The organism is Dactylosporangium siamense (assembly GCF_016862795.1).
In the GTDB taxonomy this organism is placed as follows: domain Bacteria; phylum Actinomycetota; class Actinomycetes; order Mycobacteriales; family Micromonosporaceae; genus Dactylosporangium; species Dactylosporangium siamense.
Genome location: NZ_BONQ01000179.1, coordinates 14,342 through 29,750 on the forward strand (window position 1 = coordinate 14,342; position 15,409 = coordinate 29,750).

The following is a 15,409-nucleotide window of genomic DNA, read 5'->3' on the forward strand; positions in this document are numbered from 1 at the left end:
GTGGGCCCCGGGATCTCTCCCGGGGCCCACGTTCGTGCTGACGCTGCAGGTAGGCCTGGGTCGCGCGATTGGAAGCCGGCGTTGGCCGGTCGTGGTTACTGCTGGATTCCCAGCGCGGCCGCGAGCCGCGGGCCGATCGCCGCCGCTGCGCCGTGCCCGGGCAACCAGCTGCAGGCGAGGCCAACGGCCGCGACCCGTCCGGTGCTCAGCAGCAGCCGCAGCGCGTCGGCGACCTGCTCGGCGGACGGGCCGCCTGGTGTCGGGAAGCGCAGGCCCGGCAGGTCGGCCGGCCTGATGACGTCCATGTCGAGGTGGACGTACAGCGGCCGGTCCGGCAGTTCCGCGGTGGTGAGGTCCGCGACTCCGCACCGGCGGATCCGCGCCCCGTCCAGGTAGGCGGCCTCGGGCGGGTCCAGATCCCGCGCGCCGGCCAGCACCATCTGATGCTCTGGGACAGCGTGCAGGCCGAGCCGGTCGGCGATCAGTTCAGGCCGGTAGCCCGTCAGCATCCGCAGCGACATGCCGGCCAGATAGCCGGACGTCGTCGTCTCCGGCGTCTGCACGTCGCCGTGGGCGTCGAACCACACGATGCCCGGATCCGTGCCCGCGCGCTGAAGCCCAGCCACAATCCCCAGCGCGGTGAGACAGTCGCCCGTCACGACCACCAGCGGGGTGTCGCCGCCGCCCGCGGGGGCCGCCGCCGCCACCGCGCCGGCGACCGCCGAGTACAGCGGGGCGAGCCGCGCCCACAGGTCACCGGCGGCCAGCTCCGCGGTCACGATCTCGCCGGGCCGCAGCGCGAAGTCCAGGTCCGGCAGGTGTTCGTCGAGGTGATACGGAACGCCGATGACTGACACGCCCACACCATAACGAGGACAACCCCGGCCAGGGTGCCCGTCCGCCGACTCAGCGGGCTGGCACTGCCTCGCACGGTGGCTGCCACTCCCGCCTGATCAGCCCGTACACCCACGAGTCCGAGACCTCGCCGTTCACGACGCAGTCTTCACGCAACGTCCCTTCACGCACGAATCCGAGCTTCTCCAGGACGCGGGCAGACGCAGCGTTGCGCGTATCGGTCTCGGCCTGGACCCGATTCAGGTCCAACGTGTCGAATGCCCACCGCAGCAGAGCGTGCGCGGCCTCGGTCGCGTAACCGTGGCCCCATGCCGCATCGTCGAGGCAGTAGCCCATCGACGCGCTGCGGTAGTCCGGGTTCCACCGGGTCAGGCTGCACCAGCCGATGAACGCCCCGTCGGAAACACGGTCCATGGCCAGCCGCGTCCCGGTGCCGTCCTCTGTCATCCGCCGGCAGGCCGCGATGAACCGCTCGGCGCGCACCCGCTCGCTCCAGGGCGGCGCGTCCCAGTAACGCAGCACGTAGGCGCTGCTGTGCAGCGCGAAGAGGGCGTTCGCGTCGGCGTCGTTGAACGGACGCAGTCGCAGGCGAACGGTCTGCAGCGTGGGAGCAGGTAGGGACATGGGTCCATGTTGCCTCCCATGACGTGGTGACCGCGCACCCGCACACGCACTTCTCGGCAACGTTGGAGACGGCGGCATGAGTGGCGCCGTGCCCAGGCGTAAGACGGCCGGCCGGGACCTTTCGGTCCCGTCCGGCCGTCCGGCGTCGATCAGCCGCGGTAGCAGATCCCGCTGATCGGCCTCGACGTGAGGGTGACGACCTGCAGGGCGCCGGTGTCGCGGGCGATCAGCTCGATGGTCACCGGACCGCTCTCGAACGGGTCGCCCTTGCTCGCGGTGAGGTGCACCAGGAGTACCCCGGCCGGGTGGAAGCCCAGAAGAACACGGTTGTCCATCGGGCCGTACTCGACGCCGCCGTTGAGGGGGCGCTGGGCGCCGGGAATCCGGTCGGGGAGTGGGTACCGTTGCGTGAGCCGGCCGGTGTCCAGGTCGAACCCGGCGAGGACGACGTTGCGGTCATGCCCGGCCGGGGCCGACGCGGGGGTGTCGTCCGGCCCGGCCGAGTCGTGGACCGGGATGAACACGGTGTGATCGTCGATGTCCAGGCGTGGAATGCCGCGCCCCGCTGCCATGGTCTCGGTGGGCGCCAAGCCCAGGGCGGCCACGGTGATCTCGCGGACGACCGCGCCGGTCGTGCCGTCCGCCAGACGCAGCCCGGAGAACGGCACCTCCTCCGAGGAGCACAGCACCAGCTGGCCCGAGTTGCGGACCGCGCACACCCGGCCGGCCCGCGCCGGGTCGAGCGGCACCGTGCTGCGGGCCCCGGTGGTGAGGTCGACCAGGTACGTCACACCTGACCTCCGCGACGTCTGGACCACCAGCCGCCGGCTGTCCGGGGACCAGCTGGCGCTGAAGGTCGTGTCGCCCTCGAACTCCTGCCGCCCGGTGCCGGTCAGGTCCCGCAGCACCCATGGCCCCTGGGAGCTCCGCAGGACCAGCAGCCACCGCCCGTCCGGCGAGATGCCCTGCACGCTCAAGGCGTTCACGCGGTACTGCCGGCCGTCCGCGGTCAGCAGCACCACGTCGTCGCCGGACACGAAGGCCAGCTCGGCCGAGCCGACGCCGCGGTCCTCGGGCAGCGCCGGCGGGGACTTCTCCGGGACGAGACGCTGCGGCAGGCCTGCCGCGGACGCTGAGGGCTCCTGACCGCCGCCGTCACCACCGAACGGCCTGGTGACGCCGACCAGCCCGGCGACCACGAGCAGGGCCGCCGCGACCGGGACCAGGCGGGCCATCGCGCGGCGGCGCCTGATCACCCGTACCGCCTGGTCGGTCACGTCGTAGACACGTGCGTCCTGCGCCGCGTCGTCCAGCATGTCTTTGAGCATCGTCATGCCGGGACCTCCGCGTCCTCGATGAGTTCCGCCAGCTCGGGAGCCACGACACGGAGCCGGCCGAGGGCATGATGGGTCTGGCTCTTGACCGAGCCCACGGTGCAGCCGAGCGCGTCGGCGGTGTCGGCCTCGGAAAGGTCCTCGAAGTAGCGCAGCACGATCACCGCGCGCTGCCCCGGTGCCAGCCTCGCGAGCGCGTCGCGCAGCACGATCCGGCGCACCGCGTCCACGGACTCGTTCCGTCCGGCCTGCCGCTCCGGCGGGTCGGCGGCCAGCACCTCCCGATGCCGCCGGCTGCGCCAGGACGATACGTGCTCGTGGTACAGCGCCCGCCGCACGTAGGCGTCCGGATTGCCGCCGCGGATCACCCGACGCCAGTGCCGGGCCACCTTGATGAGCGTCACCTGCACCAGGTCCTCGGCCGCGTGATGCTCGCCCGTCAACAGGAACGCGATACGCGACAGCCGCCCGATCCGTGCGGACACGAACTCACGAAAACTTTCCTCATCGTCCACCGGCCCCCCAAAATCTCTGTGTCGCCTCGGTACACGACAGCAACAGGGTCCGAGGTTGGCTTCGACGACAGGTGTTTCCGTCTGCCGTCCAGCGCGAACAGGTCGTCGCGGATGACGGCGTCCGCGCCGATCCCGATCGCGAGCCGCGGCGCACCATCTGCGTGACCCGATTCGACCACGTCGGCTGGTTGCGGACCGCTACCGGGCAGCTCGGACGTCCTTCAGCACAGCGTCGCCGCCGGGATCGCTGGACCAGAACGCCTCGCGCAGGTTTGACAACGCCATCAGGTGGGGGACGCAGTCGGCAAGCGCGTCATGGTCCGCGCCCGACAACCACCAGTCGCATTGGTGCAACCCTGACCACAACATGAGCCGCACGTTTGGCCCTTCGAAGCGGTACTGCGTGTGTCCGGGCCATCCCGCGGTCGCGGCAACCTCGCCGAATCCGGCCCGCAACACCGCGAGTACGTCGGCATCGAGCACGTCGGCCTGGGCCTGGACCAGCGGCTGCCCGGCCAGGCACGACTGATCCCATCGCCGAGCGCTGACGAACGCGTCGACACTCGGCGCGTACACCTGTGTCCCCATCCGGTCCGGCGTGGGATCGCCCAGGTTACCGCCCACAAGCACCGGCGGGGATGGATCGCCGAGCGGTACACCCCAGCTGACCACTCCCTGGTTCTCGCGTGCGATGACGAGCACCGGTGCCGGCCACCCAGGAAAGAGCCGCTGCCCGTCACGGGGATCGTCCACGACGACCTGAGCGGGAAACACGACCTGGTCGCCGTAGACCGCCGCGACTTCATCGGCGATGCCCGCGGTGAGCGTTTCGGCGAGCGTTGCGGGAACCGTTGCCGGCCGAACCATCAGGCCCTCCAGCTGCTCGTGGCCAACGGGCGCAGCATGACACAACAACAGCCAGCGGCGATGCGGGACCACCGATCGCGCCACTCGCCGGCGACCACCACGACAGCGGAGGCGCTCCAGCGGCACGCCGGCTCGTGCGCGTAGTGTCCGTGCCGCTGGTGAGCGGGCCGCGATCATCGCGTTCACCGATCTCGTGGCCGCTACGGCCCGAAACGGCCCCATGCGACGAGGGCGGCCAGGGCGATGTAGGTCAGGTTCACGATGATGACGGTCCGTTCGTGACGGCGGAGGTGAACGATGATCGCTCCGACCATCAGGACGATGATGCCGACCGCGGCCAGCGGCACGAGTATCGGCGCTACGCCGCTCGCGGCGGGCAGCACGAGGCCCGCCGCAGCGACGACTTCCAGCGCACCGATGGCCTTGACCACGCCCCCGCCGACATCCTGGACCCATCCACCGCCGGGGGCGGCGGCGAGCTTCTGCTTCGGCTGGGTCAGCTTGATGAGACCGCCGGCCAGGAAGGCGGCGGCCAGCAGTCCGGCGACGATCCACAGGGTCACATGCATTGCGGCTCCTTGTACGGCTGAGGAAGTGGTGTGCGACGGCCGGGCTGATGTCAGACGTGGTAGATGACGGCCACTGTGAATGTGGCGACATCTACGGCAAAGAACAGCGACCAGTTGGCCAGGTCGCGGGAACCCACGCGCAGGTGGGCGACGAGCGCGCCGACGAAATAGAGCACCAGGCCCCCGGCGGCGAACAGGCCGAGCACCGGCCAGACGAATCCGGCGAGGAGCCCGGCCGTACCCGCTGCGAGCAAGCCGCCCAGCACCGGTCCCCACCACTGCGGCAACCCTTTCATCCGCAGCTGGGCCTTCGGAAAGGGGTGGCCGATCAGATAGACGACGGCGGCGGAGCCGGAGAACAGTGCGGCGAGGATGGTGAGCGCGACGTACGCGACGAACATCGGTGGCCTTTCGGGGCGGCAGGTGAGGCCTGGCCAGGCTGGCCATGGCGCTCCCGAAGCCTCGGCCACCGGACCGAGTTGATCAACAGCGATGTCGGCAACGACCGTTCACGTTGACTTACCGATAGGTGTCGGCGACAACGTGCGCGAAGTCGCGGATCAGGCTGGTTTCCGTCGCCGTACGCCAGACCAGCGCCCACCGCGACAATGGAGCATCGGCAATCGGGACGTAGACGATTTCTGGCCACTGGTAGTAGTCGGCCGCCTCCGCCTGCGTCAATGCCACCGAGGCGCCGCTCGCGACCGCGGTGAGCACCTCCTGGAAGGTGCTGACCAGCGGCCCCCGAGGGATGGGGCGTCCGCTGGGGGTGAAGAACGGAACGAGGCTGTCTTCCATGTACCGCGGTATCGGCCCCCGCGGCCCAACCACGGCGTGTTCGGCGAGGTCTTCGAGGCTGATCGACGTCCGAGTGGCGAGCGGGTGTCCGCGGGCCATCATGGCGCGAACCGGGACGCTGCGTATCACTGGGCCGACGGTGAGGTCCGGCTCGTGGACCGGCAGCCACAGCACCCCGACGTCGACCTCTCCCGCGCGCAGCAAGCCAAACGGGTCGGGCGGGTGGATCTCCGTGAACCGCAGTTCGACACCCGGGTGCCGCACGTGGAAGGCTTCGGTGGCGGCGCTGAGCGTCTGCGCGATCGCTCCCATCGTGCCCAACGTGAGTCTGCGCCGAGTGCCCTGCGCCAGGGCGGTCACCGCCGCGATACCCTCAGCCAGCTGCTCGTACGCGGGCCGCAGACGGTCGCGCAGTTCGACACCGATCGGCGACAGCTGGACCGTGCGGCTCGTGCGATCGAACAGGGCGGCACCAATGCGCCGCTCCTGGGCTTTGATGGACTGACTCACGCGAGCTCGCGAGATGTGCAACCGCTCGGCGGTACGACCGAAATGCAGTTCTTCTGCGAGCGTCAAGAAGATCTCAATGTCGCGTAGCTCCACCCCGCCTCCCGCCCGTTCGACCTGCTGTCAGACGGGCAGTTTATCGTCGGCGCCCAGGTCGGCTCTCCAGCGGGGCGCGGCCGCTCATCGACAGATCCGCTTACCGGAACAGGACTTCTGTATCCGCGAGTGAGTGCAGGTTGGGTTTCTCCTCGGTCCAAGCCTCGCCAAACCGCGAGTACGCCGGCATCGAGCACGAGCACCGGTGCCGGCCACCCAGGAAAGAGCCGCTGCCCGTCACGGGGATCGTCCACGACGACCTGAGCGGGAAACACGACCTGGTCGCCGTAGACCGCCGCGACTTCATCGGCGATGCCCGCGGTGAGCGTTTCGGCGAGCGTTGCGGGAACCGTTGCCGGCCGAACCATCAGGCCCTCCAGCTGCTCGTGGCCAACGGGCGCAGCATGACACAACAACAGCCAGCGGCGATGCGGGACCACCGATCGCGCCACTCGCCGGCGACCACCACGACAGCGGAGGCGCTCCAATGGCACGCCGGCTCGTAGCGTGGGAGGGTGACATTCGGAACCCACGCCCGGAAGGCCGGCGATCCCGTAGCGGAATCGGCTGATGGCCCGGCCCGCGTTCCTGCGGTCTCCGGTGTCAGGTGTGGGGAGAGACCGGCAGGTAATGGGCCAGGTAGGTCAGCGCCTCTGGGGTGAGTTCAGCGGCCGGCTGCCGCTCGCGGATCGCCCGGATGAGCGTCCCTTCGATCAGGAACCGGTAGGCGAAGCTCTCCACGCTCGGCGCGCACCAGTACAGCTCGGCAGATCCCACCGGGCCATCGGCGACGCGCAGACGTCACAACGCATGCCGGGATTCTGCCACGGGGGTGTGTCAGGAATTCGGGATCAGCGAGCACCCTCCGCGGCGACTTGCCAACCACGGTGAAGAACACCTTCAGGTCATACGCGACCGCCGCGACCGTGTTCGGTCGGGACCGCACCGCCAGAAACTCCAGATACGCGTCCAGCAACGCCACCCCGAACCGGACAACAAGATCGCCGGCCGCGTCCCGCGACCGAAACAGCCGCAGAGCACCCCACGACATACAGGAACCCCTCTCTGCCCGACCTACCAGCGTCAACACACTGAAGGTGAACCAGGATTACCTGCATATCAAGCAGAAGCGGACGCCGTCTACAGTCCTGTGATCTGGTCGTCGCCGCCGACGGAGGGTGGGGCATGGGCTATTGGGGCACGCTCATCGCGGTTCGCGGCAGTCGGACGCCGACGGCGCTGCAGGATCTCGACGCGGCTGTCCGCACGCATGAAGGCGCTGCTCGCGGTGACGGTTGGCGGGTCTACGACGTGCCTGACAACGTGCTCGGACGAGGGCTTGATGTTCTGCTGGACCTGGTCGCCGCTTCGTCGAGCCCGGTGATCGCCGCGTACATCGCCGACAGCGACTACGGTCAAGTGGTCGCGGCAAGTCCGTCCGGTGACCGGTGGGGCGTCTGGCTTGATCGAGGCACCGCGCATGCGTTTGAACGCGAACACCACGTGATGAACGGGATGCCTCACGCGGCTGCGCGGCGCCGGGCCGACGAAACGATCGCCGCGTTCGGCTGTCCGCCCGCCGAGGCCGTGCGGCATGCGATCGGCTGGGCGGCTGAAGCGGGGTACACGGTCCAGGCCGGGGCAATCGGACAGATCCTGCGCACGGCACGCCGGCCGGGGCTCGCGGCACGACTGAGCCTTCCAGGGACGCGATATGTCTTCGCCGAGGACGCGTACTTCGGTCTTCTCGACAGCTTGGGTCTGCCTCGTGCGAGCGTCAGCAACCCTGCGCGACATTTGGATGAGGCGTGAGCCCGCCGTCCACCAGCCTGCACACTCGCGCACCTCGCGGCTACACGAGCGGAAGCCAAGATCGACCAACCGGATGACGCCGCTGCAGCGGATCGCGGCTCGATCTGGACGCCATGATCACGGCGACGTTCGCTCGCGGATCGATGCGCGCACGTCACTTTGCTCGCGTCGGTGACCGAGCGCAGACCGTCCCGGTGCGGGTCAAGCGGTGGCGGCGCCCATGCCCCGGCTAACCTCAGCAACCCGGATAGAACGCTGAGGCGACCGAGACGGCGGCGAGAACGACCCACCCACCACCGAGCGCCGCCCAGTACGCGTCGGCCGGCCGCGTGATCGCGGACAACCCAGCGGCGAGGCCGCCGAGCACGACGTGCGCGGCCAGATAGGTCAGCACCATCGCGAACAGCACCGTACCCCGCCCGCCGGTGTCAAGGTCGACATCGCACCCTCGCCCGCCGCCTGCCATTCGCACCGCCGCGAAGGTAGCGCCGTCCACCAGCCCGTTCCCGATCGCAGCGATGAAGAGACCTAGGCACACCAGCAGAACCCTGGATCGCATGGCGGTGAACCTACAGCACCTGACGCCGGCCGGATTGCGGCTATGAGCGGAAAAGCGATCAAGGTCGTCGACGGTTGTGCGGACGCCCTACCTGGCGTCGCGGGCAGGCGTTGAGGGCTCCTATGCTTCGGGACGTGACGAAGATCGTGACGCTGGGAGCGATCACCTGCCCGTCGGGTGAGTTGGTCCTTATGGACGGCGGGTACCTGGGTTTGTGGTCCGGCGACCGTGCGCCCGAGCAACAGCGTCCCGACGACATTCCGCCGGGGGTCGACTTCGAGATCGTCGGGGCCGACGCGGAGACGGCCGCGCGATCGTTCGATCGGCAGGTCGGCCGCACCCTGTACGACATTCCGGAGCGCAGCGCCGCGGATTTCACCGCACTGTTCGATGAGCACTGTCGCGAGCATCGCTACTCGGCTGCGTTACGGCGCTTCGAGGGCCAGGTCCCGCACCGCGAACGGGTACGGCGGGCTGTCGCTGGTGGCGAGCCGAGCTTTCTGGTCAGTGGCGTGCCGGTGATCGTGATCGGTGGGGTGCCGACCGACCGGCCGGTGCGGGTCACCGCATCGCCTGAGGAGGACTGGGGTTGGCGACACATCCGCCTCGAGGTCAGCGCCGGCCCAGCGGCGCAGCGGCGCGAACTTGGTCGAATCGGTGTCGACAACGCCCGGCTCGTCTTCGCCGATGCTGATGCGTTGAACGCATGGGTGCACGAGGACGCGATGGACGGCATGGCGGATGTCGTCTTCTGGGGCCGGGACGAGGAAGCGGTGGCAGCCGAGTTCGGCGCGAGCCGGGTCGGCGCTGACGGCTTCGGCTGGCTCGACGTTCCGATCCGCGAGGCGTACAGCAGGGCAGTCGCCCTGGACGCGCATCGCAACAGCTCAGCGGGTCGACGCTTCGCCTTCGACTTCCGGCCGCACTCCCACCACTGGCAGGTGATGGCGGGCGTGCGTGCGGCCGAGCACGAAGCCGCCACCATCCAGGTCGGCGGCGCGGACATCATGTTCGCGATGACCTCTGCCGGCGACGGCTTCTTCCCGGCCCATGCCGAGATCGGCAGCGACGGCGAACTCGTGGCGATCCAGATCACGATCAGAACCGAATAATGATCAGGGCCGGATGAACTTGGTATCCGCGAGTGCGTGCAGGTTGGGTTTCTACTCGGTCCAAGCCTCGCCGAACAGCGTCCACAGCCGGGGGTACCAGCGGGCGATACCCGTGAGCCTAGATCCGTTCAACACCCAGAATTCGACACCCGCCAGTCCCAGCAGGATGGCGATCGGAGAGCGGCGAATCAGGATGTTGTCGGACCGGAGGGGATTCGAACCCCCGGTGGGGCATGGCACGCCAGCGGCCCCACGCACCTTCGAGCCGCCCGTACGTGCCCGGCCTTCGACTCTGAGCGCTGCAATAACCCGGCTCTGCCACCGGTCCAGACGCAGTATGGTTCGATCTCGCCGCCCACGCAGACAGGTTTCTCGACGGCGTCGAGCGCTGTCGGCGGCGGATCCGGACGGTCGATCTTTGCCGCCGCGTGCTCCGTCGAGTCCGTCGGACGGAGCACGCGGTTGGGCGTTACGTCACCATCAGAGCCAATGGGCACTGCGGCGATGCTGCCGGATGGTGGGGATCGTCCTCGGCTCAGCCGGGCCGGTCACCCGTAGAACCGTCCTCGGTCGCCGCCAGCCGAATTTCAACGGCCCGCACCATACATCCCACGAGCACCACCCGGCCTGGAAATTGTCGTAACGAGGCCTCGGCATGGCCGGCCGCTCACGCCATCGGCACGTTGCTACAGCCGGTGACGGACCGCAGGTGGACGTCCGCGCCGTGACAGCGGCCGAAGAGGATGGCCTCCAGCGCGGTATGCGTGGCCGGACGCGGCCCAGCGCCGACGGTGAGCAGAGTTCCGGTCGGCCGTAGGCCGCGATTATTCCGCCTTGTCGTGCAACACGGGTGGCGCCCAGCTTCGTGTTAGGGGCGAGCAGGGAGGCGAGTTGACATTCGAGGAGTACGTGGCGGCGCGGTTGCCGGCGCTGCTGCGGCAGGCGACGGTGCTGGCCGGCGATCCGCACGTGGCTGAGGATGTCGTCCAGGACGTCCTCATCAAGGCGCAGCCGAAGTGGGCGCGGATCTGCGAGTTGGACGCACCGGACGCGTACCTGCGCAAGATGATCGTGAATGAGCTGCTGTCCGCCCGGCGGCGGGTAGCTGCCGCCCTCCGCCGGGAACGGGCCCAATGGCCGGCACCGGCCCGGAATGACGTCGACGTGATCGTGCTGCGTGAGGCGATCCTGCAGGTGATCCGTACCCTCCCGGTCCGTCAGCGCCTCGTGATCGCGCTGCGCTTCTACGAGGACATGTCCGACGCCGACATTGCCGCGTTACTGGACTGCACCGAGGGGACGGTGCGGAGTCAAGCGTCGCGTGCGCTGGCCAAACTGCGTGAGATGGCGGCGACGCAACCAGTACTGGAGGACAAATGATCGACGCCGATGCCATCCGTAGCGCCTTCGCCGCCCTCGCCGACGAGGCCCCGCCACCGGAGCGGATCCACGCTTCGCTGGCCGTTCGTGCGCGCCGGCACCGCCAGCGCCGGCTGGTCCTGCGGCTCGCCGGCGCCGGCACGGTCGCGGCCGCCACCGGCGTCGCGGCGGCTGGAGTGTGGCGCTTCACCCGGCCGCCGGAGTCGAGGTTCCCGGTGCTGCACGCCGGTCCCGGCGGCGGCTGGCTGGAGGTTCCCCTGCGCTTCCGTCCGACATGGCTGCCCCGTGGGTACGGCGAAGGGCAACGTGGCGTCGTCGTGGAGGGGACGCAGGCGCCCGTGGTCTCGCGGGGCTGGCAGACAGGCGACATGAGCCAGGGGATCTCGTTGATGGTCGGCTGGCATTCATCGCTCGATCCCGATCGGCCGAACGGTCCACTGACAACGATCGACGTCAATGGGGTGCCGGGCGAGCTCGTCCAGGTCGGCGATCAGGCTCTCGGCACGTTCCTCACCTGGCAGCCGCCTGGCCAGCCGCAGCTGTTGATCAGCGTACACACCGATGATGGCGCGGACGCCCAACAGCACCTGGCCGTCCGGGTCGCGCGCTCAGTGCGGCCGGATCCGGGGGTCACCTCGGTCGGCCCGCGCTTCGGCTGGCTGCCGCTTGACCTTGCTGCCGCGCCCTGGCGGCTGGCACACGGATTTGCCGGCACCGACTGGGTCCAGGATGTGAGGGTGAGCGGCACCGGCGGACGGCAGCTCATCATCAGCATGGGGACCAGCGCTGAGATGCGCCTGGCGAACACGTTCACCAGCGAACCGGTCCGCATCCGCGACTGGAGCGGCTGGCAGGTGCCGGCGATGAGACAGCTCTTCCTGACCCTGCCCGACGGCGTCGAGGTGTCCGCCCAACTCGTCGATGGACCCGGCGACGAACAGGTCATGCCCACCCTGATCCGGATCATCGAGGAGTTTGAGTTCGGACCATGGCCGGACATGAGCTGGATCGGTGGACGTTGAGGTTCAGGCCCGACCACCCGGCGGGCACGTGGCCCTACCGGAAACACGTCCTCGTCACGACATAGGCCGAGGCACGCACATCGGCTCCTTATCTACTGATGGTACGACCGCAGCCCGGCCCAGGCTGGGTCGAGGTGACCGGCGGGGTGGCTCTCACAGATGGGCGAGGACTGATCTGGCGACAGACTCGGCAAGGTCGTGAGCCGTAGTTATGTGCCCGAGGCCGAGTACGCGGCGAGGATGTAGTTCGGTTTCTCAAGGCGTGCGGTGTCGTGTGTGCGGGATGCGGGGCGGCCCTACGGTGATGATGCCGACGGGTCAGCCACCCCCGGCGGCGTGGACGAAGGCGCGGACCAGTGTGGTCTCTGCGGCGCTGCGCCACACCGGGGCGTACCGCAGGACCGGGCCGTCGGTGATGGGCACGAATGCGAGGTCGTGACGCTGCCGGGAGGCGGCCGCGTAGGACCCGACGGGGGACACGACGCTGCCGGCGCCGATCGCCGTGAGGGCCTCCTCGAGGGTGGCCGCGGTGGTGCCGCGCCGGATGGGCCGCCCGGACGGGGTCACGGCCGGGGTGTGCGAGTGCCACACATAGTCCGGGACGGGGCCCTCCAGGTCCACCACCGGATGATCGCCGAGGTCCTCCATCTCGACCCGGTCCCGGCCGGCCAGCGGATGAGCGGCGGAGACGGCCAGCACCAGCCGCTCGGTGTACAGCTGCGGCCCGACGGTGAGGTCGGGCTCGCGGACGGGCAGCCAGAGCAGGCCGATGTCGACCCGGCCCGCGCGCAGCCCACCGAACGGGTCGGAGGGGAGGATCTCACGCATGCGCAGCTCGCACTGCGGATGCCGCTGCCGGAACAGGTCGAGGACGGCGGCGATCTCCCGGTGGTGGGTGTCGTAGGTGCCGATGGTCAGGGTGCCGACCTGTCCGCGGGCGGCGGCGGTGGCCTCGTCGATGCCGGCCATGATCTCGCGGTAGCCCGCGCCGAGCCGGTCGTGCAGCCGCTCGCCGAGCGGGGTGAGCCGGACGGTGCGGCTGGTCCGCTCGAACAGGGCACCGCCGATCCGGCGCTCCTGCTGTTTGATCGACTGGCTGACCCGCGCCGGGGACACGCGGAGGCGTTCGGCCGTACGCCCGAAATGCAGCTCCTCGGCCAGAGTCAGGAAGATCTCGATGTCGCGCAGCTCCACCAGGCCGCCTCCCCTCCGGTCACCCGCGCGTCCGGATCGTGCCCCTGAACTGCGTGATCGGGGAAGTTTACGGCGTCGATGCCGAACGATAACCGGTGGCTTAAGCGGCGGTTCGATCTTTTGCGTTGTTCCGCGCCGGTGGCGGGGCGATGGTGCGTCCATGAGCGAAACCTTGATCGAGCATCCGATGCATGACGTGGCGAAGTTGCCCACCGGGTTCGGGCGGCTGTGGACCGCGCAGACGGTGTCCTCGCTCGGTGACGGGGTGACGCATGCCGCGCTGCCGCTGCTGGCATTGACCCTGACCCGGGATCCGATGGCCCTCGCGGTCGTCACGGCGGCCGGGACGCTGCCCTGGCTGCTGTTCGGAGTGCTCGGCGGCGCGCTGGTGGACCGGTGGGACCGCCGGCGCACGATGTGGGTCGCGGACACGATGCGTGCGGTGCTGCTCGCGGTGCCGGTGGCCGCGGCGGCGCTCGACGTCCTGAGCATTCCACTGCTCGCGGCCGTCGCGTTCCTGCTCGCCCTCGGCGGGCTCTTCTTCGACACGGCCGCGACGGCCTACCTGCCGGATCTGCTCCGCCGCGACCCCGCACTCCTGGAACGCGCCAACGCCCGCCTGCGTAGCACCCAGACCGCCGCGTCCGGCTTCGCCGGGCCACCTGCGGGCAGCGCGCTGCTCACGCTCGGACGGGCGGTTCCGCTGCTCGCCGACATGGTGTCGTTCGTGCTTTCCGCACTGCTCGTGCGGTCGCTGCCCGCGGTGCCGCGGCCGGCAGCGGTCGCCCGCGAGTCACTGCTGCGCCAAGCGCGGGCCGGAGCCTCGTACGTCTTGCGGGACCGGCTGCTGCTCGGGCTCGCGCTGCGTCCGGCGGTCGGCAACGTCGCCTTCCTTGCCGTGGAGACCGTCCTCGCCCTCTTCACCCATGAGCGCCTCGGCATGGGCGCTTTCGGCTTCGGGCTGCTCCTCACCGCGGAGGCCGCCGGAGGTCTGCTCGGCGCGGGCGTCGCCTCGTTCCTCGGCCGGCGGCTCGGCACCGGCACCGCACTGACCTGCACGGCCGCGGTCGAGGGTCTGGCCATCCTGGGACTGGCCGCCGCCCCGAACCCGTACGTGGCCGGGCTCGCACTCGCCGTCTGCGGGGCGGGGATGGGCGCCACGATGGTGCTCGCGCCCTCCCTCCGGCAGGCGATCGTCCCGGCACACCTGATGGGCCGGGTCGCCTCCACCTCCCGCATGCTCGCCATGTGCGCCGCCCCGTTCGGCGCGTTCCTCGGCGGCTGGCTGGCCACCGCCTACGACCTGCGCACCCCGCTCTACGCCGCCGCCGGCCTGCTCCTGGCCATGACCGCCGTCACGGCCACCATGACCAGCAACCGCCGGGTCGAGACGGCACTGCGCAACGCCGCCACGTCTCCCTGAGGATCCAGCAGCTCGCCTCAGCGATCGGCTCGGCCGCGGTCACGTCGATCTTCTTCCAGGCCGCGACCTCCGGACTGGCCCATGCGATGACGGTCAGCCTTGTGTCATCCTGGCCGTCGCCCTGATGCCCCGCACGGCACCGGCAGAGCCCGACCAGTGAACCGCCGGTCGAGCCGCCGGTTGAGCCGCCGGTCGAACCCAGCGACAGCTGGCCGCCGGCGGCTATGACCACGGCGCGGTAGGGACTTCGGCTATGTCGGGTGTCGCGGGGTTGCCGTGGTACACCCGGCACCGCGGCGGCTGTTCGCAGCCGTGGACCAGGTCGTGCAAGGCGCGTTCCTGACCCATGCAGGTGTCCTCGACGTAGTCGAGTCCGGCCTCGCCGGCGATCTGCCGGGCTTCGCGACTGACCAGGCCGAGTTGCAGCCAGACCGCGCCCGCACCGACCGCCGCGGCCATGCGGACGATCTCCGGTGCCTCGTCGGCGGGTCGGAAGACCTCCACGACGTCGACGTGTTCGGCAACGTCGGTCAGGCGGGCGTAGGCGTGCTCGCCGAGGATGGTGTCGGCGTGCGGGTTGACCGGCACGATGCGCCAGCCCTGTTCCTGCAGCATTCCCGGCACCCAGTGGGCCGGCTTCTGCGGATCCCGGGAGGCGCCGACCACGGCGATGGTGTGCGCCTCGGTGAGGATCTGGCGCGGAGTACGCATCTGGATGACCTCCCTTGCTGCGCCTGGGTGC

Annotated in this window: 17 protein-coding genes, 1 tRNA gene and 1 pseudogene; 6 read left to right on the forward strand and 13 right to left on the reverse strand. The window is 69.8% G+C overall.

Annotated elements, in window-relative coordinates; all coding sequences use genetic code 11:
• Positions 1–95: 95 nt before the first annotated feature.
• From Dsi01nite_RS52380 to Dsi01nite_RS52415, 8 genes are all read right to left on the reverse strand, one after another.
• Positions 96–857 carry an arginase family protein gene (locus Dsi01nite_RS52380; protein ID WP_203854016.1) on the reverse strand — a complete coding sequence of 254 codons (762 nt, stop codon included), beginning with the start codon at positions 855–857 and terminating at the stop codon, positions 96–98.
• 49 nt (positions 858–906) lie between these two features.
• Positions 907–1,479 carry a GNAT family N-acetyltransferase gene (locus tag Dsi01nite_RS52385; protein WP_203854017.1) on the reverse strand — a complete coding sequence of 191 codons (573 nt, stop codon included), beginning with the start codon at positions 1,477–1,479 and terminating at the stop codon, positions 907–909.
• Positions 1,480–1,628: 149 nt separating this feature from the next.
• Positions 1,629–2,813 carry a hypothetical protein gene (locus tag Dsi01nite_RS52390; protein ID WP_203854018.1) on the reverse strand — a complete coding sequence of 395 codons (1,185 nt, stop codon included), beginning with the start codon at positions 2,811–2,813 and terminating at the stop codon, positions 1,629–1,631.
• A complete protein-coding gene (locus Dsi01nite_RS52395) occupies positions 2,810–3,298 on the reverse strand; it encodes a SigE family RNA polymerase sigma factor (protein ID WP_239137088.1) in 489 nt (162 codons plus the stop codon). Before Dsi01nite_RS52395 ends, Dsi01nite_RS52390 begins: the two co-directional genes overlap by 4 nt.
• 228 nt (positions 3,299–3,526) lie before the next feature.
• The gene (locus Dsi01nite_RS52400; protein ID WP_203854020.1) at positions 3,527–4,267 is read right to left on the reverse strand and encodes a hypothetical protein; all 741 of its coding nucleotides are present in this window, start codon (positions 4,265–4,267) and stop codon (positions 3,527–3,529) included.
• Between the two features lie 128 nt (positions 4,268–4,395).
• On the reverse strand, positions 4,396–4,764 hold the full coding sequence (locus Dsi01nite_RS52405; RefSeq protein ID WP_203854021.1) for a DoxX family protein: 369 nt from the start codon (positions 4,762–4,764) through the stop codon (positions 4,396–4,398).
• Positions 4,765–4,814: 50 nt separating this feature from the next.
• Positions 4,815–5,165 (reverse strand): DoxX family protein, encoded by a 351-nt coding sequence (locus tag Dsi01nite_RS52410; protein WP_203854022.1) that lies wholly within the window; start codon positions 5,163–5,165, stop codon positions 4,815–4,817.
• A 118-nt stretch (positions 5,166–5,283) separates the two neighbouring features.
• Entirely contained in the window at positions 5,284–6,165 is an 882-nt protein-coding gene (locus tag Dsi01nite_RS52415) for a LysR family transcriptional regulator (RefSeq protein WP_203854023.1), read from the reverse strand.
• A gap of 140 nt (positions 6,166–6,305) precedes the next feature.
• On the opposite strand from Dsi01nite_RS52415, the gene Dsi01nite_RS52420 reads away from it, so the two are divergent.
• Positions 6,306–6,671, forward strand: a complete 366-nt coding sequence (locus Dsi01nite_RS52420; RefSeq protein ID WP_203854024.1) for a hypothetical protein — start codon at positions 6,306–6,308, stop codon at positions 6,669–6,671.
• Positions 6,672–6,768: 97 nt separating this feature from the next.
• On the opposite strand, the gene Dsi01nite_RS52425 is transcribed toward Dsi01nite_RS52420, so the two are convergent.
• Positions 6,769–6,942, reverse strand: coding sequence for a hypothetical protein (locus Dsi01nite_RS52425; protein WP_203854025.1), 174 nt, complete (start codon positions 6,940–6,942; stop codon positions 6,769–6,771).
• 408 nt (positions 6,943–7,350) lie between these two features.
• On the opposite strand from Dsi01nite_RS52425, the gene Dsi01nite_RS52430 reads away from it, so the two are divergent.
• Positions 7,351–7,977, forward strand: coding sequence for a hypothetical protein (locus tag Dsi01nite_RS52430; protein ID WP_203854026.1), 627 nt, complete (start codon positions 7,351–7,353; stop codon positions 7,975–7,977).
• Between the two features lie 235 nt (positions 7,978–8,212).
• Here Dsi01nite_RS52430 and Dsi01nite_RS52435 read toward each other — a convergent pair whose 3' ends face one another.
• Positions 8,213–8,449, reverse strand: coding sequence for a hypothetical protein (locus tag Dsi01nite_RS52435; protein ID WP_203854027.1), 237 nt, complete (start codon positions 8,447–8,449; stop codon positions 8,213–8,215).
• A 221-nt stretch (positions 8,450–8,670) separates the two neighbouring features.
• Between Dsi01nite_RS52435 and Dsi01nite_RS52440 the strand changes: the two genes are divergently transcribed.
• On the forward strand, positions 8,671–9,648 hold the full coding sequence (locus Dsi01nite_RS52440; RefSeq protein WP_203854028.1) for a hypothetical protein: 978 nt from the start codon (positions 8,671–8,673) through the stop codon (positions 9,646–9,648).
• A gap of 200 nt (positions 9,649–9,848) precedes the next feature.
• Here the strand turns inward: Dsi01nite_RS52440 and Dsi01nite_RS52445 are convergent.
• Positions 9,849–9,976: transfer RNA gene (locus tag Dsi01nite_RS52445), tRNA-OTHER, on the reverse strand.
• A gap of 563 nt (positions 9,977–10,539) precedes the next feature.
• On the opposite strand from Dsi01nite_RS52445, the gene Dsi01nite_RS52450 reads away from it, so the two are divergent.
• Positions 10,540–11,028 (forward strand): SigE family RNA polymerase sigma factor, encoded by a 489-nt coding sequence (locus Dsi01nite_RS52450; protein WP_203854029.1) that lies wholly within the window; start codon positions 10,540–10,542, stop codon positions 11,026–11,028.
• On the forward strand, positions 11,025–12,050 hold the full coding sequence (locus Dsi01nite_RS52455) for a hypothetical protein (protein ID WP_203854030.1): 1,026 nt from the start codon (positions 11,025–11,027) through the stop codon (positions 12,048–12,050). The genes Dsi01nite_RS52450 and Dsi01nite_RS52455 overlap by 4 nt, the downstream gene beginning before the upstream one ends.
• A 318-nt stretch (positions 12,051–12,368) precedes the next feature.
• On the opposite strand, the gene Dsi01nite_RS52460 is transcribed toward Dsi01nite_RS52455, so the two are convergent.
• The gene (locus Dsi01nite_RS52460) at positions 12,369–13,244 is read right to left on the reverse strand and encodes a LysR family transcriptional regulator (protein ID WP_203854031.1); all 876 of its coding nucleotides are present in this window, start codon (positions 13,242–13,244) and stop codon (positions 12,369–12,371) included.
• A gap of 160 nt (positions 13,245–13,404) precedes the next feature.
• Between Dsi01nite_RS52460 and Dsi01nite_RS52465 the strand changes: the two genes are divergently transcribed.
• Positions 13,405–14,667 (forward strand): MFS transporter, encoded by a 1,263-nt coding sequence (locus Dsi01nite_RS52465; protein ID WP_239137090.1) that lies wholly within the window; start codon positions 13,405–13,407, stop codon positions 14,665–14,667.
• Between the two features lie 330 nt (positions 14,668–14,997).
• Here Dsi01nite_RS52465 and Dsi01nite_RS52470 read toward each other — a convergent pair.
• A pseudogene (locus tag Dsi01nite_RS52470) lies at positions 14,998–15,378 on the reverse strand (CoA-binding protein); the annotation flags it as partial.
• Between the last annotated feature and the right edge of the window lie 31 nt (positions 15,379–15,409).

Coding starts and splice junctions, on each gene's coding strand:
- Dsi01nite_RS52385 (WP_203854017.1), bottom strand. CDS start 1,479: ATGTCCCTACCTGCTCCCACGCTGCAGACCGTTCGCCTGCGACTGCGT.
- Dsi01nite_RS52390 (WP_203854018.1), bottom strand. CDS start 2,813: ATGACGATGCTCAAAGACATGCTGGACGACGCGGCGCAGGACGCACGT.
- Dsi01nite_RS52405 (WP_203854021.1), bottom strand. CDS start 4,764: ATGCATGTGACCCTGTGGATCGTCGCCGGACTGCTGGCCGCCGCCTTC.
- Dsi01nite_RS52410 (WP_203854022.1), bottom strand. CDS start 5,165: ATGTTCGTCGCGTACGTCGCGCTCACCATCCTCGCCGCACTGTTCTCC.
- Dsi01nite_RS52430 (WP_203854026.1), top strand. CDS start 7,351: ATGGGCTATTGGGGCACGCTCATCGCGGTTCGCGGCAGTCGGACGCCG.
- Dsi01nite_RS52455 (WP_203854030.1), top strand. CDS start 11,025: ATGATCGACGCCGATGCCATCCGTAGCGCCTTCGCCGCCCTCGCCGAC.
- Dsi01nite_RS52465 (WP_239137090.1), top strand. CDS start 13,405: ATGAGCGAAACCTTGATCGAGCATCCGATGCATGACGTGGCGAAGTTG.